Consider the following 24,877-nt stretch of genomic DNA (forward strand, 5'->3'; position numbering starts at 1 on the left):
ATGATGGTCGCTTGTTTCCGCCCTGCTCATATTAAATTTAAGTCATCGAACCACGCGGTTCGATTTCCTCTTGATATGCGACCAGAAAGGGCCTATGTCAAGTTCCAATCGAACCGAACGGTTCAGTTCGTTCAGCAATCCTTAACCAGGCCGGTGCCCAATGTCCGCATCCAACACGTCCAGCGCTGCCCGCGTCCGTCCCGTCGACGAGACTTTCGAAGTGCAGCAGGAAACCGCGCTTGAGGCGAAGGCGCCCGCTGCGGAGCAGGCGGTCGCGCCGGCTCCGGCAAAGGAAGCCGCCGCGCCGCAGAAGAAGGCGCGCAAGCCCATCCTTCCCGTACTCGGCCTGGCGCTTCTGGCTGCTGGTGCCTGGTATGGCTACGACTGGTGGACCAATGGCCGCTTCATGATCTCGACCGATGACGCCTATATCGAAGGCGACATCGCGACGATTTCGCCGAAGGTTTCCGGTTATGTCGCCAAGGTCGACGCCGTCGCCAACCAGAAGGTGAAGGCCGGCGACCCGCTGGTCACGCTCGATGACGGCGACTACCGCATCGCCGCCGAGCAGGCCGAGGCGAAGATTGCCACCCAGAAGCTTGCGCTCAGCCGCTTCGATGCGCAGATCGCCGGCGCCAAGGCGAGCCTTGCCCAGACCGAAGCGCAGAAGAAGGCTCTCGAAGCGACGGTGCGCGGCGCCGAACTCGCGCAGAAGCGCGCGAGCGACCTCCAGTCCAAGGCCGTTGGCACCGTCGCTTCGCTCGATAACGCCGATGTGGCGCTCGACCAGGCACGGGCAAACCTTGCCGGTGCCGATGCCAACATCGCCGCTGCCAACGCCAGCATCACCGTTCTCGAAGCGCAGCGCACGGAAGCCGAAAGCGAGATCCGTTCGCTGGAGCTTGCGCGCGACAAGGCCAACCGCGACCTCGGCTTCACCGTGCTGAAGGCGCCCTATGACGGCATCGTCGGCAACGTCGCGGTGCAGGTCGGCGACCTCGTGTCGGCCGGCCAGCGGCTTGCCGCCCTGGTTCCGGTCGACCAGCTCTATATCGACGCCAACTTCAAGGAGACCCAGATCGCCCATCTGGTGCCGGGCTCCAAGGTGAAGGTGCATGTCGACGCCTATGAGGATCATGCGATCGAAGGCACTGTCGCCTCGATCTCCCCGGCCTCCGGCTCGGTCTTCTCGCTGCTGCCGGCGGAAAACGCCACCGGCAACTTCACCAAGGTGATCCAGCGCGTGCCGGTGCGCATCACCCTGCCGGCCGACGTGCTGGCTGAAGGTCACCTGCGTGCGGGCTTGAGCGTTGTCGTCGACGTCGACACGCGCACAGCGCCGGATCAGACCAAGGTTGCCGCGACCAAGTAAGCGGACGAAATGCCGGCGCGCCCTTGGGCGCGCCTTTTGTCGAGACCCCGGCGCTACGGAGCGCGGTGAAGTCCGGAACGCCGGCGCGGCGAAACGCGCATGTCCAGAACGCTGGCGCCCAAGCGCGCCCATGCAAGGAGTGGCTGAGATGGCCGCAACGGCAACAGCAGGCTCGGTGGCGGCCGCCGCACCGAAGGTCGAGGAACATATGGACCCGAAGAGGCTGATCGCCTTCTTCGCCATGGTCGTCGGCATGTTCATGGCCATCCTCGACATCCAGATCGTCTCGGCCTCGCTTGCCGAGATCCAGGCCGGCCTTTCGGCCGGTTCCGACGAGATCGGCTGGGTGCAGACCTCCTATCTCATTGCCGAAGTCATCATGATCCCGCTCTCGGGCACGCTGGCGCGCATCGTCTCGACGCGTGTGCTGTTCTCGGTTTCGGCGGCGGGCTTCACCGCGGCAAGCGCGCTTGCCGCGACCGCGACGAACATCGACCAGATGATCGTCTATCGCGCGATCCAGGGCTTCATCGGCGGCGGCATGATCCCGTCGGTCTTTGCGGCCGCCTTCACCATCTTCCCGCCGTCGAAGCGCAACATCGTCTCGCCGATCATCGGCCTGATCGCCACGCTTGCCCCGACCATCGGTCCGACGGTCGGCGGCTATCTTAGCCACGCCTTCTCCTGGCACTGGCTGTTCCTCGTCAACGTCATTCCCGGCATCATCGTTGCGACGCTCACCTGGACCTTCATCGACTTCGACAAGCCGGAGCTTGGCCTGCTCAAGAAGTTCGACTGGTGGGGTCTCGCCTCGATGGCGATCTTCCTCGGCGCGCTCGAATACGTGCTGGAAGAGGGCAACACCAACGACTGGTTCAACGACGAGCACATTGTCATCGGTGCCGTCGCTTCGGCGATTGCCGCCATCGTGTTCTTCTACCGCGCCTTCAAGGTGGAGTTCCCGGTCGTCGACCTCAGGGCCTTTGCCAACCGAAACTTCGCCTTCGGCTCGATGTTCTCCTTCGTCATGGGCATCGGCCTTTATGGTCTCACTTATCTCTATCCGCTCTATCTCGGCCGTATCCGCGGCTACGACTCGCTGATGATCGGCGAGACCATGTTCGTCTCGGGCCTCGCCATGTTCTTCACGGCGCCGGTTGCGGGTATTCTCTCGGGTAAGCTCGATCCGCGCGTGCTGATGACGATCGGCTTCACCAGCTTTGCCAGCGGCACCTGGATCATGGGGCACCTGACGGCCGACTGGGACTTCTACGAGCTGTTCATCCCGCAGATCCTGCGCGGCGTCGGGCTGATGCTGTGCATGGTGCCGATCAACAACATCGCGCTCGGCACCATGCCGCCGGCGCGCATGCGCGGCGCCTCGGGCCTGTTCAACCTGACCCGTAACCTCGGCGGCGCGGTGGGGCTTGCGGTTATCAACACGATCCTGACCCAGCGCCAGGACTTCCACTATGCCCGCCTTGCCGAGCATATCCAGTGGGGTAACCCGGAAGCCATGGAACGCTTCAACAACATGGCCGCCAACTTCAACGCTCATGGTCTCGACGGCACGACGATCGCGATCAAGCAGCTTGCGGGCATGGCGCAGAAGCAGGCGATCATCCTGTCCTTCGGCGACATTTTCATGCTGCTGACGGTGCTGTTCCTGTCGCTGATCCTCGGCGTCATGATGATCAAGAAGCCCGAGGGCGTCGGCCCTAGCGGCGGCGGTCACTAGCTCCCCCTCTTAAGCAGGACGCGACTCTCGGTTTACGCGAGCCGAGCCTTGCGGCACACTTCTGTCCCAAGTGTGAGAGGGGGAGCGGCATGCGGCGATCGGGTTCTGACGGCATATCCAGGCGATCATTCGTTGCGGGCCTTGCCGGTCTCGGGGCAGCGCTTGCTGCCTCCCGAAGCCGCGCCGCAGTCCCGGCCATCGACGCGACATTCCTGTTTTCCAACGATATCCATGCCTGCCTCGTTTCAATCGAAGGGCTTGCTCCCAACTGCGCGGCCGAAGGCAAGACGGACGCAAATCTGCTGCGCCACGTCGCGGCGCTGAATGCCGTGCACGCCATGCGCTGGCCGGAGACGGTTGCCGGCAAGCCGAGCGGGCTTGCAAGCGCCGGGCGAGAGATCGGCAAGCCGCTCGGCCTGGTGCTCGGCGGCGATCTCACCGATGACGGCGGCGGCCAGGTGCGCCAGCCGCGCGAGGGGCGGCAGTTGCAGCAATTTTCAAGTCGCTACCAGGAAGGGGCGGGACCCGACCACGTCCACATGCCCGTCTATGTCGGCCTCGGCAACCACGACCTCGACCAGGATGGGCCCCCGCCGCATGTCGACTGGTATCGCCGCGAACTGCGCGACTATGTTGAGCTCAACCACCGCCAGTCGGTGTTCTACAAGCCTCCGGTGCCGGTCACCAACTACGATCCGCTGTCGGATTGCTATTCCTGGGACTGGGGCGGGCTGCATCTGGTGCAGTTGCAGCGCTTCGGCGGCGACGAGACCAAGGGTGCGGTCAATGCGCTGCCCTGGCTGAAACAGGATCTGGCGTCCTATGCCGCCGACGGCCGGCCGGTGATCCTCTTCCAGCACTACGGCTGGGACGCCTTTTCGACGGAGGTCTGGGATGCGAAGGCCAGGACTTTCGACGACGAAGGCGACGGCGCTCCGCATTGGTGGAGCATCCCTCAGCGCCAGGCGCTGCTCGACACCGTCAAAGGCAGCAACGTCATAGGCCTGTTCCACGGGCATCAGCACGAAACCGCAATGATCTACCGGCAGGGCGGGCTCGATCTCATCAAGCCGAAGGCCGCTTACATGGGCGGCTTTGGCGTCGTGCGCGTTACCGATGGCTTCATGGACGTGGCGCTGGCGGAGGCTGGACAGAGCCATGGCGAGGTTGTCTTTACCGATACCTTCAGCAAGCGCCTTTCCTAGGTCGAAAACTCTATCTGAATCAAATATTTAAGGTGTCGAATCCCCTGTCTCCGGACAGCCGTGCGGCGCTCCGTTTTTCACGTCTTGCGGATTTTTGATTTACGTACATCAGAAATTCCTCTAAAGGCAGAACCCGGAGGAAAACATGCGCCCGACAGTTCACGATATCGCTGCTAGAGCCGGGGTCAGCCTCGCGACCGTCGACCGGGTTCTGAACAACCGGCCGGGCGTGCGTGGTGTCACCCGCGACAAGGTCGAGCGCGCCATCGAAGCGCTCGGCTATGTGCGCGACGTCGCCGCCGCCAACCTCGCCAAGAGCCGGATCTACCCGCTGGTCTTCATCCTGCCGGAGGGCGACAACACCTTCATGCGCGGCCTTGCGGCCGAGGTGGAGGCGGCGAAGGCGCGCTCGGCAGTCGAGCGCACGGCGATCACGGTCTTTTCCGTGCCGGCCTTCGACCCGGAAGCGTTGGCTGCAGCCCTTCATAAAGCGCGGGCGCTTGACCCGGCCGGCGTCGCGGTCGTTGCGATCGATGCGCCCGAGGTCGTCAGTGCGGTAGATGCGCTGCGTGAAGACGGCGTCGCCGTCGTGACGTTGGTTTCCGACCTGCCGGGATCGTCGCGCGATCATTTCGCCGGTGTCGACAACGTTGCCGCCGGCCGGACCGCCGGCACCCTGATGGGACGTTTCCTCGGTGGCCGAAACGGCCCGGTGGCGATCGTAGCCGGCTCGATGCTGGTGCGCGACCATCGCGACCGTCTCGAAGGTTTTGGCGCGGCCATGGCAGAAAGTGCGCCTGGCCGCCGGCTGCTGCCCGTCGTCGAAGGCCATGACGATCCGGCCGAGGTCGATCGCCTCGTCTCCAACCTTCTCGCCGATCAACCGGAGCTTGCCGGCATCTACAGTCTCGGCGCCGGCAATCGTGGCCTGATCGCGGCACTGGAAAAGGCCGGTCGCGAAAAGGCTGTCTGCGCCATCGCCCATGAACTGACGCCGCACAGCCGCGCGGCACTTCTTTCCGGCACGCTCGACGCTCTCCTCAATCAGGACGGCGGCCATGAGGTGCGCAGCGCCATCCGGGTGCTGAAGGCCCGCGCCGACGGCCTTTCGGTGATCGGGGCGCAGGAGCGCATCCGCATCGAAATTTTCCTGAAGGACAACCTGCCGGTCGATCCGGCGTAGCGCTTTGAATTTACGCAGTTCTTTCGAAGAATTGCTCAATGGAGGCAAGCATGTATCTCGGACTGGATCTCGGCACTTCGGGCGTCAAGGCAATGTTGATCGATGGCGGCCAGCGCATCGTCGGTTCGGCCTCCGGCGCGCTCGACGTCTCGCGGCCGCATCCCGGCTGGTCGGAACAGGACCCGGCCGATTGGGTGCGCGCCACCGAAGAGGCAATTGCCGGGCTGAAGGCGGCACACCCGGCGGAGCTTTCGGCGGTGCGCGGTATCGGCCTTTCCGGCCAGATGCACGGTGCGACGCTGCTTGATGCCGACGACCGGGTGCTTCGGCCCTGCATCCTCTGGAACGACACCCGCAGCTTCCGAGAGGCGGCAGCGCTCGATGCGGACCCGCAGTTCCGCGCCATCACCGGCAACATCGTCTTCCCCGGCTTCACCGCACCGAAGCTTGCCTGGGTGCGGGCCAACGAGCCCGACATCTTCGCCAAGGTGCGCTGGGTGCTGCTGCCGAAGGATTATCTGCGCCTGTGGCTGACCGGCGAGCACATGTCGGAAATGTCCGACAGCGCCGGCACTGCCTGGCTCGACACTGGCAAGCGGCAGTGGTCGGAAAGCCTGCTTGCCGCCACCGACATGGACGAAAAGCAGATGCCGAGTCTGGTCGAGGGAACCGATGCGGCCGGGAAGCTGCGTTCGGAACTGGCCGCGCGCTGGGGCATTTCCGGTGACGTCGTGGTTGCCGGCGGTGCAGGCGACAATGCGGCTTCTGCCTGTGGCATGGGCACGGTCGGCGAGGGCAATGCCTTCGTCTCGCTCGGTACCTCGGGTGTTCTCTTCGCGGCGAATGCGAGCTACTTGCCCAACCCGGAAAGCGCCGTGCATGCCTTCTGCCACGCGCTGCCGAATACCTGGCACCAGATGGGCGTGATCCTGTCTGCGACCGATGCGTTGAACTGGTACTCCGGCATCGCCGGCCGCAGTGCTGCCGACCTGAGCGCCGAACTCGGCGATCATCTGAAGGCGCCTTCGGGCGTCACGTTCCTTCCCTATCTGTCGGGCGAGCGCACGCCGCACAATGACGCGGCGATCCGTGGCGCCTTTGTCGGGCTTGGCCATGAGAGCGGCCGGGTGGTGCTGACCCAGGCGGTGATGGAGGGCGTGTCCTTCGCCATTCGCGACAGCCTGGAAGCCTTGCGCGCCGCCGGCACGACGCTTTCTCGGGTGACGGCGATCGGTGGGGGTTCGCGCTCGCGCTACTGGCTCAAATCGATCGCTACGGCGCTCAACCTGCCGGTCGACCTGCCCGCCGACGGCGATTTCGGCGCTGCCTTCGGGGCGGCCCGCCTCGGCCTGATCGCCGCGACCGGTGCCCATCCCGTTGTCACCTGCTACGCCCCACAGACGGCCGAGACCATTGCGCCGGAGGCGTCGCTGGTTTCGGCCTATGAGGCGAGCTACCAGCGCTACCGCCGGCTCTATCCGGCGATCAAGGGCGCCGTGTCGTGATGCGGCGCCCCCTGTCTCGATCCGCCGCCTCGTGCTCAGCGGACCGGAACCTTGTCGAGGAAACCGGTGACCGTCTTCAGCCGACCATTTTCGATCTGGCAGACATCGGTGCCTTCGATGACAGAGGGAACGCCGTCCGGACCGAGTGCCCAGGAAAAGCGGATCGTGTCGGCGTAACCGTCGGCGGCACCCTTCAGCGTGAAGCGGAAGCCGGGGAACTGTCCGTGCACGCCGGCAATGAGCGCATCCATGCCGGCATGGCCGTCGCCCTGCATGATCGGGTCGCGATAGGCGACGTCGGCGGTGAAGGCCTTCTCGATCTGGCCGGCGCGGCTTGCGGCGTCGGTCGTGTTCCAGGCGGCGATGTAGGCTCTGGCGATGGCGTTGAAGTCGTGCATCGAAGTGTTCCTTTCGTTTGGCGTTTCGATGCTTCCGGTATCGCCGGACGAGGGAATGAAACCAATTACCTTCCACGTAATGGCCGCGCCTATCGCATGGGCGACGCCGGCCGACACCACTCTTGAAAGAGGAGCAAGACCCGTGAGCACTGGCTTTTTCGGCGATATCGCCAAGATCAAATATGAAGGACCGGATAGCGCCAACCCGCTCGCCTTCCGCCATTACAACAAGGACGAGGTCGTGCTCGGCAAGCGCATGGAAGATCACCTGCGCTTCGCGGTTGCCTACTGGCACACCTTCGTCTGGCCGGGCGGCGACCCCTTCGGCGGACAGACCTTCGAACGTCCCTGGTTCAAGGACGACATGGCTGCGGCCAAGCTGAAGGCCGACGTCGCCTTCGAATTCTTCGACCTGCTCGGCGTCCCGTTCTATTGCTTCCACGATGCCGACGTGCGCCCGGAAGGCAAAAGCTTCGTCGAGAACACGAAGAACCTCAACGAGATTGTCGACTACTTCGAAAAGAAGCAGGCCGAGACCGGTGTCAACCTGCTGTGGGGCACGGCGAACCTCTTCTCCAACCGGCGCTACATGTCGGGTGCGGCGACCAATCCGGATCCGGACGTCTTCGCGTTCGCAGCCGCGACGGTGAAAACCTGCCTTGACGCCACCAAGCGCCTCGGCGGCCAGAACTACGTACTCTGGGGCGGTCGTGAAGGCTACGAGACGCTGCTCAATACCGACATGAAGCGCGAGCTCGACCAGCTCGGCCGTTTCGTCAACCTCGTCGTCGAGTACAAGCACAAGATCGGCTTCAAGGGCGCGATCCTGATCGAGCCGAAGCCGCAGGAACCGACCAAGCACCAGTACGACTACGACGTCGCGACGGTCTACGGCTTCCTCAAGAACTACGGCCTGGAAAACGAGGTGAAGGTCAACATCGAGCAGGGCCATGCGATCCTCGCCGGCCACTCCTTCGAGCACGAGCTGGCGCTTGCCAACGCGCTCGGCATCTTCGGCTCGATCGACATGAACCGCAACGACTACCAGTCCGGCTGGGATACCGACCAGTTCCCGAACAACGTGCCGGAAATGGCGCTCGCCTATTACCAGGTTCTTGCCGGCGGCGGCTTTGCGACCGGCGGCACGAACTTCGACGCCAAGCTGCGTCGCCAGTCGATCGATCCGGAGGACCTGCTGATCGGCCATATCGGCGGCATGGATTGCTGCGCGCGTGGCCTGAAGGCAGCGGCAAAAATGATCGAGGACAAGGCGCTCTCCGCACCGCTCGAAGGCCGCTATGCCGGCTGGCAGGTGCCGGAAGCCAAGAAGATGCTCGACGGCGGCTTCTCGCTGGAAGAGATCGAGGCCTGGGTGCTGAAGTCGGACCTCAACCCGCAGCCGAAGTCCGGCAAGCAGGAGCTGCTCGAAAACGTCGTCAACCGCTACGTCTGAGCGGAGATGGATATCGAAAGGGCGCCTCGAAAGCGCCCTTTCTCTTCGTCGACGCGCACGGGAGGCGATCGTTGATGTCGCGGATTTCTGCAGCGAGGGCGTGCCGTGGCTGGTCTAATGCCGTGTGCAATGAAATCGATTACAAAACTTTTCGGAATCCGGTCGTGCGCTGTTGCCCCTCGCTGAAAATCTGCTAGCTTCGGCGCCTGCAACGTTTCAGATCCGGCAGTTCTGGGAGAAAACAAAGGCGTGCAATCGCCTTTCATGCCGGCTGTCAGGACAAGGCCAACACCAATTTCGGCCGTTCCATCGGGAGGAAAATCAGCATGAAGACCATCAAGGGGCCAGGGCTCTTTCTTGCGCAATTCGCCGGCGATGCCGCGCCGTTCAATTCCTGGGATGCGATCACCAAATGGGCGGCCGATTGCGGCTACAAGGGCGTGCAGGTGCCGAGCTGGGACGCGCGGCTGATCGATCTGAAAAAGGCGGCGACCTCGAAAGCCTATTGCGACGAGTTCGCCGGCACGGCACGCGACAATGGCGTCGAGGTAACCGAGCTTTCGACCCATCTGCAGGGTCAGCTCGTCGCCGTGCATCCGGCCTATGATGAAGCCTTCGAGGGGTTTGCAGCACCCGAGGTGCGCGGCAATCCCAAAGCACGCCAGGCCTGGGCGGTGGAACAGGTGAAGCTGGCGCTGACGGCCTCGAAGAACCTCGGCCTCAACGCCATGGCAAGCTTCTCCGGCGCGCTCGCCTGGCCTTTCGTCTATCCCTGGCCGCAGCGGCCGGCCGGTCTCGTCGAGACCGCCTTCGATGAACTGGCGAAGCGCTGGAAGCCGATCCTCGACCATGCCGAGGATTGTGGCGTCGACGTCTGCTACGAGATCCATCCGGGCGAGGATCTGCACGACGGCATCACCTACGAGATGTTCCTGGAGCGCACCGGCAACCATGCCCGCGCCTGCATGCTCTACGACCCTTCGCACTACGTGCTGCAGTGCCTCGACTATCTCGACAATATCGACATCTACAAGGACCGCATCCGCATGTTCCACGTCAAGGACGCGGAGTTCAACCCGACCGGGCGCCAGGGCGTCTACGGCGGCTACCAGGGTTGGGTCAACCGCGCCGGCCGCTTCCGCTCGCCCGGCGACGGCCAGGTGGATTTCGGTGCGGTGTTCTCGAAGATGGCCGCCAACGATTTCGCCGGCTGGGCGGTGGTCGAGTGGGAATGCGCGCTGAAACATCCAGAGGATGGGGCACGCGAGGGTGCCGATTTCGTCAAGCATCACATCATCCGCGTGACCGAGAAGGCGTTCGACGACTTTGCCGGGGCTGGCACGGACGAGGCGGCCAACCGGCGCATGCTGGGGATCTGAGGCAGGTAGGACCTGAGGGTGCGACTGCCCGGTCTCCTCGGGTTAACCCGAGGACTGGCCCTCTTCCCGCAGGCGGGGAGAGGGGACGTGGATTGCCGCTGACCACGGGTTATCGTGGCTGCTGTTGCTGCGGTTTCGCAAGCGGGTGCGGCATGAGCCCTTCTCCCCGCGTGCGGGGAGAAGGTGCCGGCGGGCGAATGAGGGGCATCCCTTGCGCCAGGAAACGAACAAACAACACGGAACGAACAGGGGAGAAGATCATGGCAATCGAAGGAACGAGCGAGAAGCGCGAGCGTCGCATCCGGCTCGGCATGGTGGGCGGCGGCTCCGGCGCATTCATCGGCGCGGTGCATCGCATCGCAGCCCGTATCGACGATCACTATGAGCTGGTGGCCGGCGCGCTGTCGTCGACGCCGGAAAAGGCGGAAAGCTCAGGCCGAGAGCTCGGGCTCGATCCGTCGCGTGTCTATTCCGACTTCAAGCAGATGGCGATCCGCGAAGCGAAGCTGAAGGATGGCATCGAGGCGGTGGCGATCGTCACGCCAAACCATGTGCACTACGCTGCGGCCAAGGAATTCCTGAAGCGCGGCATCCACGTGATCTGCGACAAGCCGCTGACTTCGACGCTTGGCGACGCGAAGAAGCTGAAGAAAGCGGCGGACGAGAGCGATGCGCTGTTCGTGCTGACGCACAATTACACCGGCTATCCGATGGTACGGCAGGCGCGCGAGATGGTCGCCAATGGCGAGATCGGTGCGGTGCGGCTGGTGCAGATGGAGTACCCGCAAGACTGGCTCACCGAAAACATCGAGCAGTCGGGCCAGAAGCAGGCGGCCTGGCGCACCGATCCGGCGCGCTCGGGTGCCGGCGGCTCGACGGGTGATATCGGCACGCACGCCTATAATCTCGGCGCCTTCGTCTCCGGCCTCGAACTCGAAGAACTCGCTGCCGATCTCGACAGCTTCGTTGACGGCCGCCAGCTCGACGACAATGCCCATGTGATGATGCGCTTCAAGGCGAAGGACGGCGAGCGCGCCAAGGGGCTGCTCTGGTGCAGCCAGGTGGCGCCCGGCCACGAGAACGGCCTTATGGTGCGCGTCTACGGCACCAAGGGCGGGCTTGAATGGACGCAGAAGGACCCGAACTATCTCTGGTACACGCCGTTCGGTGAGCCGAAGCGCCTGCTCACTCGCGCCGGCGCCGGGGCGGGTGCGGCCGCAAACCGCGTCAGCCGTATTCCGTCGGGCCATCCGGAAGGTTACCTGGAAGGCTTCGCCAACATCTACACGGAGGCGGCGCGCGCCATCTTTGCCAAGCGCAAGGGCGAGAAGATCGATCCGGCCGTCACTTACCCGACCATCGACGATGGCATGAAGGGCATGGTCTTCGTCGACGCCTGCGTACAGTCATCCAAACGAAATGGGGCGTGGGTAAAGGTATAACCGCAGGCCAATACCGGCGGAAGGGCGGGGCTTTCCCGCCCTTTTTCGCGAGTTGACATTTGCCGGCATGGATTTAGGTCGGCCCGCTACAAACCGAAAACCAAGGTCCCGCTGGCAGCGGGGCCGGAACGAGACGAGACAAAGAGATGACCGATCCCAAGATCCTGGCAGAGCGCTTCCCGGGCGATTTCGTATTCGGGGTGGCGACCGCCTCCTTCCAGATCGAAGGCGCGACCAAAGCTGACGGGCGCAAGCCGTCGATCTGGGATGCCTTTTCGAACATGCCGGGCCGTGTCTTCGGGCGTCACAACGGCGATGTCGCCTGCGATCACTACAATAGGCTCGACGAGGATCTGGACCTGATCAAAAGCCTCGGCGTCGATGCCTATCGGTTTTCCGTTGCCTGGCCGCGGATCATTCCTGAAGGCACCGGCCCGATCAACGAAAAGGGTCTCGATTTCTACGACCGCCTCGTCGACGGCCTGAAGGCGCGTAACATAAAGGCCTTCGCCACGCTTTACCATTGGGACCTGCCGCTGGCGCTGATGGGCGATGGCGGCTGGACGGCGCGCACGACGGCCTATGCCTTCCAGCGCTACGCCAAGACCGTGATCGCTCGCCTCGGCGACCGGCTCGATGCGGTCGCGACCTTCAACGAGCCCTGGTGCTCGGTGTGGCTCAGCCACCTCTATGGCATCCATGCGCCGGGCGAGCGCAACATGGACGCAGCCCTGCATGCGCTGCACTTTACCAATCTGGCGCACGGGCTCGGCGTCGACGCCATCCGCTCCGAGCGGCCGAACTTGCCTACGGGCATCGTCATCAATGCGCATTCGGTCTACCCGGGCAGCGACAGCGCGGCCGACAGGAAAGCCGCCGATCGCGCCTTCGACTTCCACAATGGCGTCTTCTTCGGCCCGATCTTCAAGGGGGAGTACCCCGAAAGCTTCATGAGTGCGCTCGGCCATCGCATGCCCGCGATCGAAGACGGCGACATGGAGACGATCTCCCGGCCGCTCGACTGGTGGGGGCTCAACTACTACACGCCGATGCGGGTCAGTGCCGATCCGGCCAAGGGCGCAGAATATCCGGCAACCATCAATGCCAAGCCGGTGAGCCAGACAAAGACGGATATCGGTTGGGAGGTTTACGCTCCGGCGCTAGGCAGCCTGGTCAAGACGCTGAACGCGACCTACCAGCTGCCCGACTGCTACATCACCGAGAACGGCGCCTGCTACAACATGGGCGTCGAGAACGGCATTGTCGACGACCAGCCGCGGCTCGACTATATCGCCGACCACTTGTCGGTGACGGCGGATCTGATCGCCGAGGGTTATCCGATGCGCGGCTATTTCGCCTGGAGCCTGATGGACAATTTCGAATGGGCCGAAGGTTACAAGATGCGTTTCGGCATCGTCCATGTCGACTACGACACCCAGGTCCGCACCATCAAGAAGAGCGGTGAGTGGTACCAGGCTCTGGCCGAACAGTTCCCGAAGGGCAACCACATCTGACGCTCAAGCGGGCGGGCTCACCCGCCCGCAACGCTTCCGTGCGGCTCGGTCAATTCACCGCCGGACCGGCAGGACTTCCAGGCTCTGCCGGTCGAGCTGGGCCAGCACTTCCTTGAAACCGTAGCGCGGCTTCCAGTCGAGCTTTTCGATCGCAGCACTCGGGTCATACACCCGGTCGATGGTCGCGGGCAGCGGCCAGTCGCGATCGGCAAAGGCCTGCGACAGTTTTGGCGCACGCTCACGCAGGAGCCCTGCGGCATCCTCCGCCAGCCGGCGGCAATCCGTTGGAAGGAACGGCGTTTCGCCCGAGATGATGTAGCGCTGAAAAGCCGGGCCGCCATTGTCGAGTGCTGCCACATGCGCGGCAGCCACGTCGCGCGCATCGATGCCGCGGTGCAGGCGGTAGCTTGCGATACGATCGGCGACCTCCGGGAAACAGCGCGACATGCGCAGCACCCGCACATGCAAAGCACGATCCGCCGCGTTTTCGAGCAGAGCTTCGGCCGCAAGCTTGGTGTGGTGGTAGATGGTGTGCGGCTTCGGCGGCGTCTCCTCGGTGATCCAGGCGCAGCCGCCTTCCGTGACCGCGTGACCATAAAGTGCCGTCGTGCTGGTAAAGACGATGCGGCCGACGCCGGCGGCCTGGGCTGCGGCAATCACCAGATGGGTGCCCATCACATTGACGCGCTCGAACTCCTGGTCGGCGACGGCGTCTACATGTGGCGCGTGCAGGGCCGCCGTATGGATGACGGCGTCCGTCCCTTCCATCGCGCGCTCCAGCAGTTCGCCATCGACGAGATCGCCGACGACGGCCGTCGTGCCGAAGGGCGCGCGATCGATGCCGATGACGTCATGGTCGGCGGCGGCGAGCGCGTTGTAGATCGCTCTGCCGATGCGGCCGGAACTTCCGGTCAAGACGATGCGCATTTCTCACCTCATAATCCTGTTCCTGCCCGTTAGCATGAAATGCGGTCGGACACAGTCCGCCCGAGCAAGGATTTCCAAGATGGCGATTTGCGGGATGACGGCGCGTTGCGAAGCAAAAGAGCATGGTTTTGCCGTTGCTTGGCAAATTCGGAAAAATCATGCCTGTGAAAGGGCGTGGCAATTCTCCATAAGACCCGTAGATTATGTCGCATGCGGGCCATGCGGCAGCAAAGTTGAACTGACTGGTTGCTTGATGTTAGAGAAGTGCTCCCTGTTCCGAATGCGTTGTCGAATGTCGGCCTGACCAGACGCGCGTTCCATCCCGGCCAGGCCCGGGATCATGAGTTTTGAACATCCGAGAGCACTTATGTACCCGCACATTCCGACTGCGCCTCATTCGGGGAATTCCGAACGATGAGCGTTTCCGCCCAAAACGCCGCGCCATCGGCTGACGCGGCCGTCGTCTTCGACGGCGTTTCCAAGCATTTCCCCGCGTCCGGCACCAGCGGCGCCTTCACTGCGCTCGACAAGGTCTCGCTGACCGTCGACCGTGGTTCGATCACCGGCATCATCGGCCGCTCCGGCGCTGGCAAGTCGACGCTGATCCGACTGGTCAACGGGCTCGAAAAGCCGACGGGCGGCAAGGTGCTGGTTGACGGCGTCGATGTCGGCGGGCTCGACGAGGCGGCGCTGCGCAGCCTTCGCCGCTCCGTCGGCATGATCTTCCAGCACTTCAACCTGCTGTCCTCGCGCACCGTGTTCGGAAACGTCGCGCTGCCGCTCGAAATATCCGGCATGGACAAGCGCGCGATCGAACAGCGCGTTCGGCCGCTGCTCGATCTCGTCGGTCTCGCCGATAAGCACGGGCGCTATCCGGCCGAACTTTCAGGCGGCCAGAAACAGCGCATCGGCATCGCCCGGGCGCTTGCGACCGAGCCGAAGCTCCTGCTCTCCGACGAGGCGACCTCGGCGCTCGATCCGGAAACGACCCAGTCGATCCTGGAGCTTTTGAAGCGCATCAATGCCGATCTCGGCCTGACGGTGCTGCTCATCACTCACGAGATGGAAGTGGTGAAGGCGGTGACCTCAGACGTCGCCGTCATCGATCATGGCCGCATCGTCGAGCGTGGCCACACCTTCGACGTCTTCACCCATCCGAAGCACGAGACGACGCGGGCGCTGCTCTCGGGGCTGCCGGGTTCGAAGCTTCCAGACGCGGTCGCCCGCGCCCTGAAGCCTGCACCCGCGGCCGGCGATCGCGCCGTCGTGCGGCTCACCTTCTTCGGGGCTGCGGCCGAGAAGCCGCTGATCTCGCAGCTGATCAAGTCTGTCGGCGCCGAGGTCAACATCATCGCCGGCACGATCGACGAGATCGGCGGCGCGCCCTATGGCTCGCTGGTCGTCGCCTATGGCGCGGATGCCGAGACGTCCGGCCGCGCCGAACGCTTCTTTGTCGAAAACGGTCTGGTCACGGAGGTGCTCGGTTATGTCGCCTGATATTCTCCTGCGCATCGGCGGGGCCACGGTCGACACGATTTACATGGTCGCCATCGCCGGCCTGATCGGCTCGCTGATCGGCGGGCCAATCGGCATCTTCCTCGCCACCAGCGGCAAAGGTGAACTCTTCCCGGCGCCGACGCTCAACCGCATCATCGGGCTGATCGTCAACGCCACGCGCTCGACGCCGTTCATCATCCTCGTCGTCGCCATCATTCCGTTTACCCGACTGCTCACCGGCACCTCCATCGGTACGAAGGCTGCGATTGTGCCCTTGACGATTGCCACCATTCCCTTTGTCGCACGCCTGGTGGAAGCGGCGATCCGCGAGATCGACAAGGGCCTGATCGAGGCGGCGCGCGCCATGGGCGCGACCCCGATGCAGATCGTCTTCAAGGTGCTGCTCGCCGAAGCGCGGCCCGCGCTGACCCTGGCGCTCACCATGACCGCCGTCAGCCTCATCGGCTATTCGGCGATGGTCGGTGCCGTCGGCGGCGGCGGGCTCGGCGACCTCGGCATCCGCTACGGCTACCAGCGCTTCATGCCCGACGTGATGCTCGTCGTCGTCATCGTGCTGATCGTGCTGGTGCAGCTCGTCCAGAGCGCCGGCGACGGGCTGGCGCGGCGTTTCGACAAGAAAAACCGCAAGACCTGATTCCTCCCAAGACTGAACGTGAACAAGGAGACGACCATGAAGAAGCTTATCATCGCGGCAGCGATTGCCGCTCTTTCCGCCGGCACGGCACTCGCCGAAACCATCAAGGTCGGCGTCACGCCGGGCGAACACGCCCAGATCATGGAGAAGGTGAAGGAAATCGCAGCTCCCAAGGGCCTCGATATCGAGATCCTCGAATTCTCCGACTATGTCGTCCCGAACCAGGCTCTGGCTGACGGCGACCTCAACGCCAACTCGTTCCAGCACCAGCCCTATCTCGACAACCAGATCGCCGATCGTGGTTTCGACATCGTCAGCGTCGGCACCACCATCACCACCCCGATGGGCGTCTATTCGCAGAAGGTGAAGAGCCTCGACGAGCTCAAGGACGGCGCCACGATCGCCATCCCGAACGACCCGACCAATGGCGGCCGCGCGCTGCTGGTTCTGGCGTCGAAGGGCCTGATCAAGGTCAAGGAAGAGGTCGGCCTCAAGGTCACGCCGGCCGACATCACCGAGAACCCGAAGAACATCACGTTTGCCGAGCTCGACGCTGCCCAGCTGCCGCGCTCGCTGCAGGACGTCGATGCCGCCGTCATCAACACCAACTACGCGATGGAGGCCGGCCTGCACCCGAAGAAGGACGCGATCGCGATCGAAGGCGAGAAGTCGCCCTACGCCAACGTGATTGCCGTGCGCAAGGCCGACAAGGATGCTCCGTGGGTGAAGACCCTGGTCGAATCCTACCACGACGAAAAGGTGAAGGCCTTCATCAACGACACCTTCAAGGGCGCGCTGATCCCGAGCTGGTAAGCGTCTCTGGTAAAGAGAAACATGGACCGCGCGCTGCAACTTGCGGCGCGCGGTTTTTCTTTGACCGCATGGCTTGCTTGGCTATCCTCCTGGCACTTCGAGGAGGACGAACCATGAGCGTCTTGAAAGGCGGATGTCTCTGCGGTGCAATCCGGTATGAGCTGAACCGTGAGCCGCTCTTTTCCGGTTTCTGCCATTGCCGCGATTGCCAGCGCACGACAGGCACCGGTCATTGCTGTTACATGATCTTCGAGCGGGCCGATGTGACGATGTCGGGAACCGGCCGCGGTTACGAGACGCGCGCTGAAAACGGCAATCCTTCGATCCGCTATTTTTGCGAAACCTGCGGCAGCCAGGTTTATGGCTCCGGCCCGCCGGACGATCCGCGTGTGTCGATCTATGCCGGCACGCTCGACGACCCGTCGGTATTTCGACCGACAGACGCCATTTTCACCCGCAGCCGCCATGAATGGGACCGCAGTGCGTTGGCACTTGAGGAATGCGAGGCGTTGCCGGGCTGACTGCGTTCGCGAGTGAAACCGCCGCTCACCCTAACCCTCTCCCCGCAAGCGGGGCGAGGGGACGTGCCACGCTGGGGCGCCGCGGAACGGAGCTCTCGGTACCCGGGGAACTGCGTGCAAGTCGCAGCCGTAAGCTGGAGTTAGCGTTGTCGGCCGGGGCGGTGCCGCAAGTCCCTTCGCCCCGCTGCGGGGAGAAGGTGCCGGCAGGCGGATGAGGGGCGCTTCCCGCTCGCACAAGCGAAGGGCGGATGCCCAAGCGTATGTCAGCTACCGAGGTGGCGCTCGCCGCGCTTCTTGGCAAGTTCGATCTGCCGCTGGCGCTGGCGGTAGCGTTCGCGGTCCTCGTCGGTGCGGACCTCGTGGCAATGGATGCAGGAGACGCCGTCCTCGTGGTGCGGTGAAGCCAGGTCCGCCTTGGTCAGCGGCTGGCGGCAGGCGTGGCAGAGCGTGTGCTCGCCTTCCTCGAGGCCATGGGTGACGGAGACGCGATCGTCGAAGACGAAGCAGGCGCCTTCCCAGAGGCTTTCTTCCTGGGGCACTTCCTCGAGATATTTCAGGATGCCGCCCTTGAGGTGGTACACCTCATCAAAGCCCTGCTCCTTCATGAAGGCGGTCGCCTTCTCGCAGCGGATGCCACCGGTGCAGTACATGGCGATCTTCGGCTTGTTGTGCAGGCCGGTGTTGTTGTGCACCCAATCGGGAAATTCGCGGAAAGTTTTGGTGTTCGGATCGACCGCACCCTTGAAGATGCCGATGGCGGTTTCGTAGTCGTTGCGCGTATCGATGACGATCGTCTCGGGATCGGAGATCAGTGCATTCCAATCCTTCGGATCGACATAGGTGCCGACGATCTTGTTGGGGTCGATATCCTCGACGCCCATGGTGACGATTTCCTTCTTCAACCGCACCTTCATGCGCAGGAACGGCATGGACGATGCACGGCTTTCCTTGTGCTCCAGTGCGCCGAATTCGGGCTGCGCGCGCAGGAACGAGAGCACCGCGGCGATGCCGGCATCCGTGCCGGCGATCGTGCCGTTGATGCCTTCATGCGCCAGAAGCAGCGTTCCCTTGACGCCGTTTTCGTCGCAGACGGCCTGCAGCGGTTCGCGAAAATCGGAGAAACGCGGGAAGCGTGCGAAATGATAGAGCGCGGCCACCAGAAACTTGCCATGCGTCTCACCATGGGGCTCAGAGCGCGGGGTCGTGAAAATGTCGGTCATGGCCCGTGCAAATACAGCTTTCGCGCCGCAAGCGCAATCGCGGCGGGGCCCAGGGGCACTCTGTCGCGGCGCGGACAGTCGGTCCGCCCGCCGAAATTTCGCCGAAACATCAGCGCGCGGCGTCGAGCCAGAGCAACCGGATCGTTCGGCTTTCGTCGTCCGGTTCCTCCTGGAAGACCTCGGCGGCGAGATCAAGAGCGTGCTTGCGCAAGCTTCCCTGTCGGTCGATGACGGCCGCGATGAGGTGGGCCTGATCCTGACTGTTACCGGCAAGCCCCGGATCCTCGTTGATCAACTGGGTCATGACCGCGAGATCGTTGAGGTGCCCGAGCGTGTCGACCAGCGCTTTAGCCTCGGCGCGCTTGGCCTGCAGGGCGGAAGGCCAGACCGCGTGCATCAAGCCGAGATGCATGCGGTAGTCCTGCGCCCGCTTTCGCAGCTCGTGGAACGCCGGGGCTTCCGAAGTCTCGCTGCATGCCTGCCGGGCGCGCTTGGCCCGCCTCAGAGTGCGCCGCCATCCCTTCGTCAGCCGGTCTGCGGTCTTGCGGCGTCGATCGTCGAATGTCACTTGGCTGAGGGCCTGCAGTGCCTGCTCGCAGCGCACGATGGTGGCTGCCACGCGGTCCTCGATATCGGTCGCGCTTGCCGTGATGCGGTCCCGGCGTGTCGTCAGCCGCTCGCAGACATGGGCGAGCGCCCGTTCTTCCTCCTCGTTGCAAGCGGCTGCCTTGAGGTAATGGGCGTTCTCGACCAGTGCGGCCGCGTCCCGAACGGTTGAGAGGTTGCGGGCCATGTCGCGGATGCGCGCATTTTCGTGCTTCTGAAAAAGCGGCACGTCCGCTGCGACGAGACGGTACAGCGAGCGCAGGCGCTTGAAGTTCTTGCGGGCGTCGTGGATCGCCTCGTGCACCCCGTCAGGCCGATCCTCGAGCTTCATCACCGCCTGTGTGAGCTGTTCGGCGGCGATCGTGCGGAAGTCTTCGGAAAAAGGCCGTCCAGGTTCGAAGGCGTAAGTCATGGTTGCGGTTCCGTCAGTCCTTCTGTGGCGAGGGACTGGTTGGAGTAGCGGCGATCGCCCGTGATTTCCTGCCCGACCCAATCGGGCAGCGCCGGCATGTCGGTCTCGCGCTTCATCTCGACTTCCGCAACGACGAGGCCTTTGAGCGCGCCTCCATAGACGTCGACTTCCCAGGTGAACCCCTTGTGCGGCACCCGGTAGCGCCTCTTCTCGATGACGATCCCGACCGCCTGGGTCAGCATCTCGCGGGCATCGTCCATCGGCAGGTCGTACTCGTATTCGTTTCTGACCAGTGCCGACTTGCCGATCTTGATGGTCAGCCGCGCCCATTTGTCGCCGTGGATGCGCACGCGCAGCGAGCGGTCGTCCATGGTCACGACATAGGCCTGCCTGAGGTCAATGCCCTTGTCCGCACGCTCTCGCCATCCATCGGAAGCGACGAGAAACTTGCGCTCTATTTCCTTCGCCATGGAAAATCCGCCATTTCGGGGGCCCGCAGTTTCAACCTATCGCTTTCACGCAAAGGCTCAAGTCATCTCTTTGTCGCAAGTTGCATATTACCGTTGCCTTACATGCGAAAGCCGCGCTCCCGCCGCCTTGGGTCTCGACAACCGGTGGCCGGGGGAGTATGCGGAGGGCATATTCAATCGTTTTAAAAAGGACGATCGGCATGAGCGCGAAATCCGACAGGCTTCTTTCAACCCTCAAACTGGCGCCGGTTGTTCCGGTGCTGGTGATCGACGACGTGGCGACCGCCGTTCCCCTGGCGCGCGCGCTCGTTGCCGGCGGGTTGAAGGCGATCGAGATCACGTTGCGCACGCCGGCCGCACTCGAAGCGATCCGCGCCGTTGCCAACGAAGTCGAAGGCGCTGTTGCCGGCGCCGGTACGATCCTCAACGCCGCCCAGTTCGAAGCCGCGGTCGAAGCCGGCTCGAAGTTCATCGTCAGCCCCGGCACGACGCAGGAACTGATCGATGTGGCCAACGACCACGAGGTGCCGCTTTTGCCGGGTGCGGCGACGGCGAGCGAAGTCATGGGTCTGCGTGAAGAAGGCTACGACGTCATGAAGTTCTTCCCGGCCGAGCAGGCCGGCGGCGCCGCCTACCTCAAGTCGCTGTCCTCGCCGCTTGCCGGCACGCTCTTCTGCCCGACGGGCGGCATTTCCCTTGCCAATGCGCGCGACTATCTGACGCTGCCCAACGTCGTTTGTGTCGGCGGCTCCTGGGTTGCGCCGAAGGAACTGGTTGCCAAGGGCGACTGGGCCGGCATCACCAAGCTTGCGGCAGAAGCCTTCGTGCTCAAGGGCTGAGCGGCAAGCAACGCCTTCCGTTTTTTTGAAAGGCCGGGTGGAGAGCCCGGCCTTTTTCTTTGGCTGTACGGCGTCGCTCGCCTCTGGCGCGAATTTGTATTTTCCCTGCAACGTTCCTATGTCTCAATCCATTCAGCGACGGGCGCGCGGGCGGCGCACCCTTGAGCTCGCCTTCAACCGCCCGGAACCGACAAGGAGCGAAACCCGATGTTCGACGCGAAGAAATTGCTGGATCAGTTTCTGGGATCGCAGGTGCCCGGTGCCGGCGGCACGGTGCGCGATCGCGCGACCCAGGCGACGCAGCTTGCCAAGGACAATCCACTGGCGAGCGGCGCCATTGCCGCTGTTCTGCTCGGCACCAAGTCGGGTCGTCAGCTGGCCGGCAACGCCGCCGTGCTTGGCGGTCTCGCGGCGATCGCCGGTCTCGGCTACCAAGCCTACAAGAATTATCAGGCCGGCAATACGCCGGGCGGTGCAACGGTTGCCAAGGGCGAGCCGGAACTTCTGCCGCCGCCGGCCGATTCCGGCTTCGCCTCTGCTCCGGAAGCCGTCAGCCATGATTTTGCGCTGACTCTCGTGCGCGCAATGATCGCCGCTTCGCGTGCCGACGGCCATATCGACGAGGCCGAGCGCCAGCACATTATGGACAAGTTGTCGGTCTCGGGCCTTTCGGCCGATGCCGCGGCCTTCCTCGAAGGCGAGCTTGCCAACCCGGTCGATATCGACGCGATCGTCGGCGCGGCAAAGACCGAAGAGGAGCGCGTGGAGATCTACACCGCGTCGCGCCTGACGATCGAGCCGGAAACCCGTGCGGAGCGCGGCTATCTCGACCTGCTCGCCGGACGCCTCGGACTTCCCGACGCGCTCGTCGATCACATCGAGGCGACGGTCTCGGCCGCCAAGGTGCCGGCCACCGCGTAGGATACCGTTCGGGGGGCATGGTTTCATCACCGGTTCGAACAGGGTTCATCACCAGTTTGAATTTGTGTCGGCCGCCACTCTGGCCTATGCCGAAGGGCAGGGATGAAGGAGGAGCGGCCGATGCAGGATCTGAAGAACTGGAAAGGGTGCCCGGCGCCGAAGGGCGTCGCGCTCGAAGGGCGTTTCGTCAAGCTCGAGGCCTATGAGCGCGACCGGCATCTGCAGGACCTCTGGGAAGGCCTCGGCGGTATGGCGATCAACCCGCTGCTCAAATACTTCACGCAGCCGGATTTTAGGGATATCGACGCTTTCGATGCCTGGCTGACGGCGGCGCAGGAGAAATCCGGCTGGGTTACAGAGGTCTTCCGCGACAAGGCGACCGGCATCGTCGTCGGCATGGCCAATTACATGCGTGCCGATCCCGCCAACGGCGTCGTCGAAGTCGGCTCCGTGGCACACGGCGCCGCCATGGCCCGCTCGCCGCTCTCGACCGAAGTGCATTACCTGATGGCGAAGCACGCCTTCGAGGATCTCGGCTATCGCCGCTACGAGTGGAAATGCCATAGCGAGAACATGGCGAGCCGCAAGACCGCCGCCCGGCTCGGGTTTACCTTCGAGGGCATCTTCCGCCAGCACATGATATCCAAGGGCGGCAACCGTGATACGGCCTGGTTTTCGATGATCGACAGCGAATGGCCGCTGCTCAATGCCGCATTCGAAACCTGGCTTGCAGCTGATAATTTCGATGAAGACGGTCGCCAGAAGCGGCGGCTTGAAGATATACGCTCGGATCTGGAGCTGCAGGCGTCGAAATAGGCGCTGGCTGCTTAAGCCGCAGCAGACAACAACAGGGAAGTCATGCAGAACAAGGAAAAGTCACCGGCGATCGCCGCTGCGATCATTCTCGTCGTCGCCGGTCTCGGCTTCTTCGTCCTGCCGTCGATCATGCTCAAGCTCGGCGATATCTCGCCCTGGCTTGCTGCCGCCTTCGGCGTGATCTTCGTGCTCGGCTTCTTCCTGCTCTTCTGGCTGCGCGCCCGCTACCAGCGCAAGCGCGGGCTCTGACGGCCCGATCAGGCCGCGTGCGTCAGCTCTGCAGAGCCGCGCCGAGCAGCGCCAATCCCAGCAACAGAACCAGGGCAGCGCCGGCGATCTCGATGCCGTTCGAGATCCGGGCAGCCGCCGCGCCGTTTGCCGCATAGCGCAGCGCAACGCCCTTTGCGGTGACGGCCATGGTCGCAAGGATTGAGACGGTGATCGCCGTACCGATCGACATGGCGAAGACCGAAAGCACGCCGCCGAGGTAAAGCCCGTTCAGGAGTGCGAAGGACAGCACGATGAGTGCGCCGGAGCACGGGCGCAGGCCGACGGCGATGACTGCCGACCAAGCTTCGCGGAGCGCAAAACGATCCCCTTTCAGCATCGACGGGTCGGGCGCATGCGCATGGCCACAGCTCGAGCAGACCTCGCCCGGGCCATGGCTGTGCCCGTGGTGATCATGATGGTGGCTATGATGATGATCATGATGATCATGATGGTGATCGTCCGCGAGCTGGACGTGCCCGCCGCCGGCAACGGAAGCCAAGGCAACCGGACGCAGCATCTGCCGTAGCTTGCGCAGGAGAAGCCAGCCGCCGAAGGCGGCGATCAGCGCGTAACTTGCGATCTCCAGCCAGCGCGTGGCGCTGGTCATGCTGATCGAGGTACCGCGCAGGATGAGGTAAACGGCGCCGATCAGGAGGATCGCGACCACGCCCTGCAGCAGCGAGGACAGGAAGGAGAGCAGCACGCCGCGCTTCAGTTCCGTCTCGTTGGCGATCATGTAGGACGAGATCACCGCCTTGCCGTGGCCGGGGCCGGCGGCATGCAACACGCCATAGGTGAAGGACAGGCCGACCAGCGACCAGAGCTGCCAGGGGTTCTCACGCATCCCCTTCAGCGCATTGGTCATCAGCCGGTAGAAGCCCTGCTGCTCCATGTTGATCCAGGCGAAGAAGCCGCCGAGAAAACCGGTCGTCTTGAACGCGGGCTCGGCCGTGCCGATGCCGAGGGGCGACTGCGCCGCGGCGATCGTTGCAGAAAGCGCCGTGACGACGAGCGCGGCCGTGACCAGACGTGCGATCCCGCGGGTGTTCAGCATGTGATCTCGATCCTGGTTGCAAACAGCTTCGACATGTCGGTGCCCGTCGGGTCGCTCCAGAAGGCGTCGGTCAAGGTGTCCTTGTTCTCGGCGAGAACTTCGTCGGGATCAGGGCGGACGACCTTGTGCTCACAGGCATTGATCTTGTCGCCGACGACGGTCAGGTCATCGTCGGTGGCGAAGTCCATGGCCGTATACATCGTTGGATCGTAGACGCCGAAGGAGAGCTTGCCCTTGAGCGGCATCGGCTCGGCCGGCTTGACCGCGAACATCATCAGCAATTGCCCGTCCTTGTAGTCGACGGTGATGTGATCCGGCTTGTTGACCTTGATGGTTTTGCCGTTGTCGAGGATCGTCGTGTAATAATTGTACTCGGACAGGGACTCCATCACCGTCTGCCCGACTTCGGCCAATTCATCCGGATCGAGCGTCGCGTTCGAGTTCTTGTCGAAATCGAGCACCACGCTGGAGGAGAACAGTTCGTCGAAGCGCCAGACGTTCCTGAGTTCGCTGATCTCGTCCTTGTCGTCGGAGACGACCTCGAGGCGCGCTTCCGCAAAGATGTGCGGGTGGGCAAAGGCCAGCGACGGGGCAGCCAGGGTGGCAAGGCCGGCCATGACGAGGCGTTTGGTTCTCATGTGGCGGCAATCCTTTCGGCTGGAGCGAT

General features: G+C 63.6%; 24 protein-coding genes. 17 read left to right on the forward strand and 7 right to left on the reverse strand.

All coding sequences use genetic code 11. The features are described from left to right. Window positions 1-160 precede the first annotated feature (160 nt). The 5 genes from ASD01_RS33515 to xylB all read left to right on the forward strand — a co-directional run bounded on the left by ASD01_RS33515 (window position 161) and on the right by xylB (window position 7,003). Window positions 161-1,372, forward strand: coding sequence for an HlyD family secretion protein (locus ASD01_RS33515; RefSeq protein WP_034787034.1), 1,212 nt, complete (start codon window positions 161-163; stop codon window positions 1,370-1,372). A 148-nt stretch (window positions 1,373-1,520) separates the two neighbouring features. Next, window positions 1,521-3,110: a DHA2 family efflux MFS transporter permease subunit gene (locus ASD01_RS33520; RefSeq protein ID WP_090427252.1), complete on the forward strand. Its 1,590-nt coding sequence runs from the start codon at window positions 1,521-1,523 to the stop codon at window positions 3,108-3,110. Window positions 3,111-3,199: 89 nt separating this feature from the next. Further along, window positions 3,200-4,315, forward strand: a complete 1,116-nt coding sequence (locus ASD01_RS33525) for a metallophosphoesterase (RefSeq protein ID WP_060530583.1) — start codon at window positions 3,200-3,202, stop codon at window positions 4,313-4,315. A gap of 145 nt (window positions 4,316-4,460) precedes the next feature. Continuing rightward, window positions 4,461-5,498 (forward strand): LacI family DNA-binding transcriptional regulator, encoded by a 1,038-nt coding sequence (locus ASD01_RS33530; RefSeq protein ID WP_034787022.1) that lies wholly within the window; start codon window positions 4,461-4,463, stop codon window positions 5,496-5,498. 50 nt (window positions 5,499-5,548) lie between these two features. Further along, window positions 5,549-7,003, forward strand: coding sequence for a xylulokinase (gene xylB / locus ASD01_RS33535; RefSeq protein ID WP_034787284.1), 1,455 nt, complete (start codon window positions 5,549-5,551; stop codon window positions 7,001-7,003). Window positions 7,004-7,038: 35 nt separating this feature from the next. Here xylB and ASD01_RS33540 read toward each other — a convergent pair whose 3' ends face one another. Then, on the reverse strand, window positions 7,039-7,401 hold the full coding sequence (locus ASD01_RS33540; RefSeq protein WP_034787281.1) for a nuclear transport factor 2 family protein: 363 nt from the start codon (window positions 7,399-7,401) through the stop codon (window positions 7,039-7,041). A 142-nt stretch (window positions 7,402-7,543) separates the two neighbouring features. Here ASD01_RS33540 and xylA point away from each other — a divergent pair, with 142 nt between their 5' ends. The 4 genes from xylA to ASD01_RS33560 all read left to right on the forward strand — a co-directional run bounded on the left by xylA (window position 7,544) and on the right by ASD01_RS33560 (window position 13,189). After that, window positions 7,544-8,854, forward strand: coding sequence for a xylose isomerase (xylA, locus tag ASD01_RS33545; protein ID WP_034787018.1), 1,311 nt, complete (start codon window positions 7,544-7,546; stop codon window positions 8,852-8,854). Between the two features lie 326 nt (window positions 8,855-9,180). Then, the gene (locus tag ASD01_RS33550; protein WP_034787015.1) at window positions 9,181-10,233 is read left to right on the forward strand and encodes a sugar phosphate isomerase/epimerase family protein; all 1,053 of its coding nucleotides are present in this window, start codon (window positions 9,181-9,183) and stop codon (window positions 10,231-10,233) included. 260 nt (window positions 10,234-10,493) lie between these two features. Next, complete coding sequence (locus tag ASD01_RS33555; RefSeq protein WP_034787011.1) at window positions 10,494-11,675, forward strand: Gfo/Idh/MocA family protein; 1,182 nt, start codon at window positions 10,494-10,496, stop codon at window positions 11,673-11,675. Window positions 11,676-11,821: 146 nt separating this feature from the next. Further along, window positions 11,822-13,189 carry a GH1 family beta-glucosidase gene (locus tag ASD01_RS33560; RefSeq protein ID WP_034787007.1) on the forward strand — a complete coding sequence of 456 codons (1,368 nt, stop codon included), beginning with the start codon at window positions 11,822-11,824 and terminating at the stop codon, window positions 13,187-13,189. A 54-nt stretch (window positions 13,190-13,243) separates the two neighbouring features. Here the strand turns inward: ASD01_RS33560 and ASD01_RS33565 are convergent, their stop codons facing one another. After that, window positions 13,244-14,116 carry an NAD-dependent epimerase/dehydratase family protein gene (locus ASD01_RS33565; protein WP_034787004.1) on the reverse strand — a complete coding sequence of 291 codons (873 nt, stop codon included), beginning with the start codon at window positions 14,114-14,116 and terminating at the stop codon, window positions 13,244-13,246. 414 nt (window positions 14,117-14,530) lie between these two features. Here ASD01_RS33565 and ASD01_RS33570 point away from each other — a divergent pair, with 414 nt between their 5' ends. The 4 genes from ASD01_RS33570 to ASD01_RS33585 all read left to right on the forward strand — a co-directional run bounded on the left by ASD01_RS33570 (window position 14,531) and on the right by ASD01_RS33585 (window position 17,602). Further along, window positions 14,531-15,613, forward strand: coding sequence for a methionine ABC transporter ATP-binding protein (locus tag ASD01_RS33570; RefSeq protein ID WP_034787001.1), 1,083 nt, complete (start codon window positions 14,531-14,533; stop codon window positions 15,611-15,613). Beyond that, window positions 15,603-16,268: a methionine ABC transporter permease gene (locus tag ASD01_RS33575; protein WP_034786999.1), complete on the forward strand. Its 666-nt coding sequence runs from the start codon at window positions 15,603-15,605 to the stop codon at window positions 16,266-16,268. Before ASD01_RS33570 ends, ASD01_RS33575 begins: the two co-directional genes overlap by 11 nt. Before the next feature lie 36 nt (window positions 16,269-16,304). Then, entirely contained in the window at window positions 16,305-17,081 is a 777-nt protein-coding gene (locus ASD01_RS33580) for a MetQ/NlpA family ABC transporter substrate-binding protein (RefSeq protein ID WP_034786995.1), read from the forward strand. 113 nt (window positions 17,082-17,194) lie between these two features. Next, entirely contained in the window at window positions 17,195-17,602 is a 408-nt protein-coding gene (locus ASD01_RS33585; protein WP_034786992.1) for a GFA family protein, read from the forward strand. A 263-nt stretch (window positions 17,603-17,865) separates the two neighbouring features. Here the strand turns inward: ASD01_RS33585 and trhO are convergent, their stop codons facing one another. From trhO to ASD01_RS33600, 3 genes are all read right to left on the reverse strand, one after another. Continuing rightward, a complete protein-coding gene (gene trhO / locus ASD01_RS33590; RefSeq protein WP_034786988.1) occupies window positions 17,866-18,822 on the reverse strand; it encodes an oxygen-dependent tRNA uridine(34) hydroxylase TrhO in 957 nt (318 codons plus the stop codon). 109 nt (window positions 18,823-18,931) lie between these two features. Beyond that, complete coding sequence (locus ASD01_RS33595; RefSeq protein ID WP_034786985.1) at window positions 18,932-19,840, reverse strand: CHAD domain-containing protein; 909 nt, start codon at window positions 19,838-19,840, stop codon at window positions 18,932-18,934. After that, a complete protein-coding gene (locus ASD01_RS33600) occupies window positions 19,837-20,310 on the reverse strand; it encodes a CYTH domain-containing protein (RefSeq protein ID WP_034786982.1) in 474 nt (157 codons plus the stop codon). Before ASD01_RS33600 ends, ASD01_RS33595 begins: the two co-directional genes overlap by 4 nt. A gap of 200 nt (window positions 20,311-20,510) precedes the next feature. On the opposite strand from ASD01_RS33600, the gene ASD01_RS33605 reads away from it, so the two are divergent. From ASD01_RS33605 to ASD01_RS33620, 4 genes are all read left to right on the forward strand, one after another. Next, window positions 20,511-21,149 carry a 2-dehydro-3-deoxy-phosphogluconate aldolase gene (locus ASD01_RS33605; RefSeq protein WP_034786978.1) on the forward strand — a complete coding sequence of 213 codons (639 nt, stop codon included), beginning with the start codon at window positions 20,511-20,513 and terminating at the stop codon, window positions 21,147-21,149. A gap of 207 nt (window positions 21,150-21,356) precedes the next feature. Then, on the forward strand, window positions 21,357-22,070 hold the full coding sequence (locus tag ASD01_RS33610) for a tellurite resistance TerB family protein (protein WP_034786977.1): 714 nt from the start codon (window positions 21,357-21,359) through the stop codon (window positions 22,068-22,070). 120 nt (window positions 22,071-22,190) lie between these two features. Then, window positions 22,191-22,886 carry a GNAT family N-acetyltransferase gene (locus tag ASD01_RS33615; protein ID WP_034787278.1) on the forward strand — a complete coding sequence of 232 codons (696 nt, stop codon included), beginning with the start codon at window positions 22,191-22,193 and terminating at the stop codon, window positions 22,884-22,886. A gap of 42 nt (window positions 22,887-22,928) precedes the next feature. Beyond that, a complete protein-coding gene (locus ASD01_RS33620; protein WP_034786975.1) occupies window positions 22,929-23,135 on the forward strand; it encodes a hypothetical protein in 207 nt (68 codons plus the stop codon). 22 nt (window positions 23,136-23,157) lie between these two features. Here ASD01_RS33620 and ASD01_RS33625 read toward each other — a convergent pair whose 3' ends face one another. Then, window positions 23,158-24,210: a nickel/cobalt transporter gene (locus ASD01_RS33625; protein ID WP_034786973.1), complete on the reverse strand. Its 1,053-nt coding sequence runs from the start codon at window positions 24,208-24,210 to the stop codon at window positions 23,158-23,160. Continuing rightward, window positions 24,204-24,848, reverse strand: a complete 645-nt coding sequence (locus ASD01_RS33630; protein ID WP_034786971.1) for a DUF1007 family protein — start codon at window positions 24,846-24,848, stop codon at window positions 24,204-24,206. Before ASD01_RS33630 ends, ASD01_RS33625 begins: the two co-directional genes overlap by 7 nt. Window positions 24,849-24,877: the final 29 nt, after the last annotated feature.

The sequence above is a fragment of the Ensifer sp. Root423 genome (assembly GCF_001426275.1).
Lineage (GTDB): Bacteria > Pseudomonadota > Alphaproteobacteria > Rhizobiales > Rhizobiaceae > Ensifer > Ensifer adhaerens.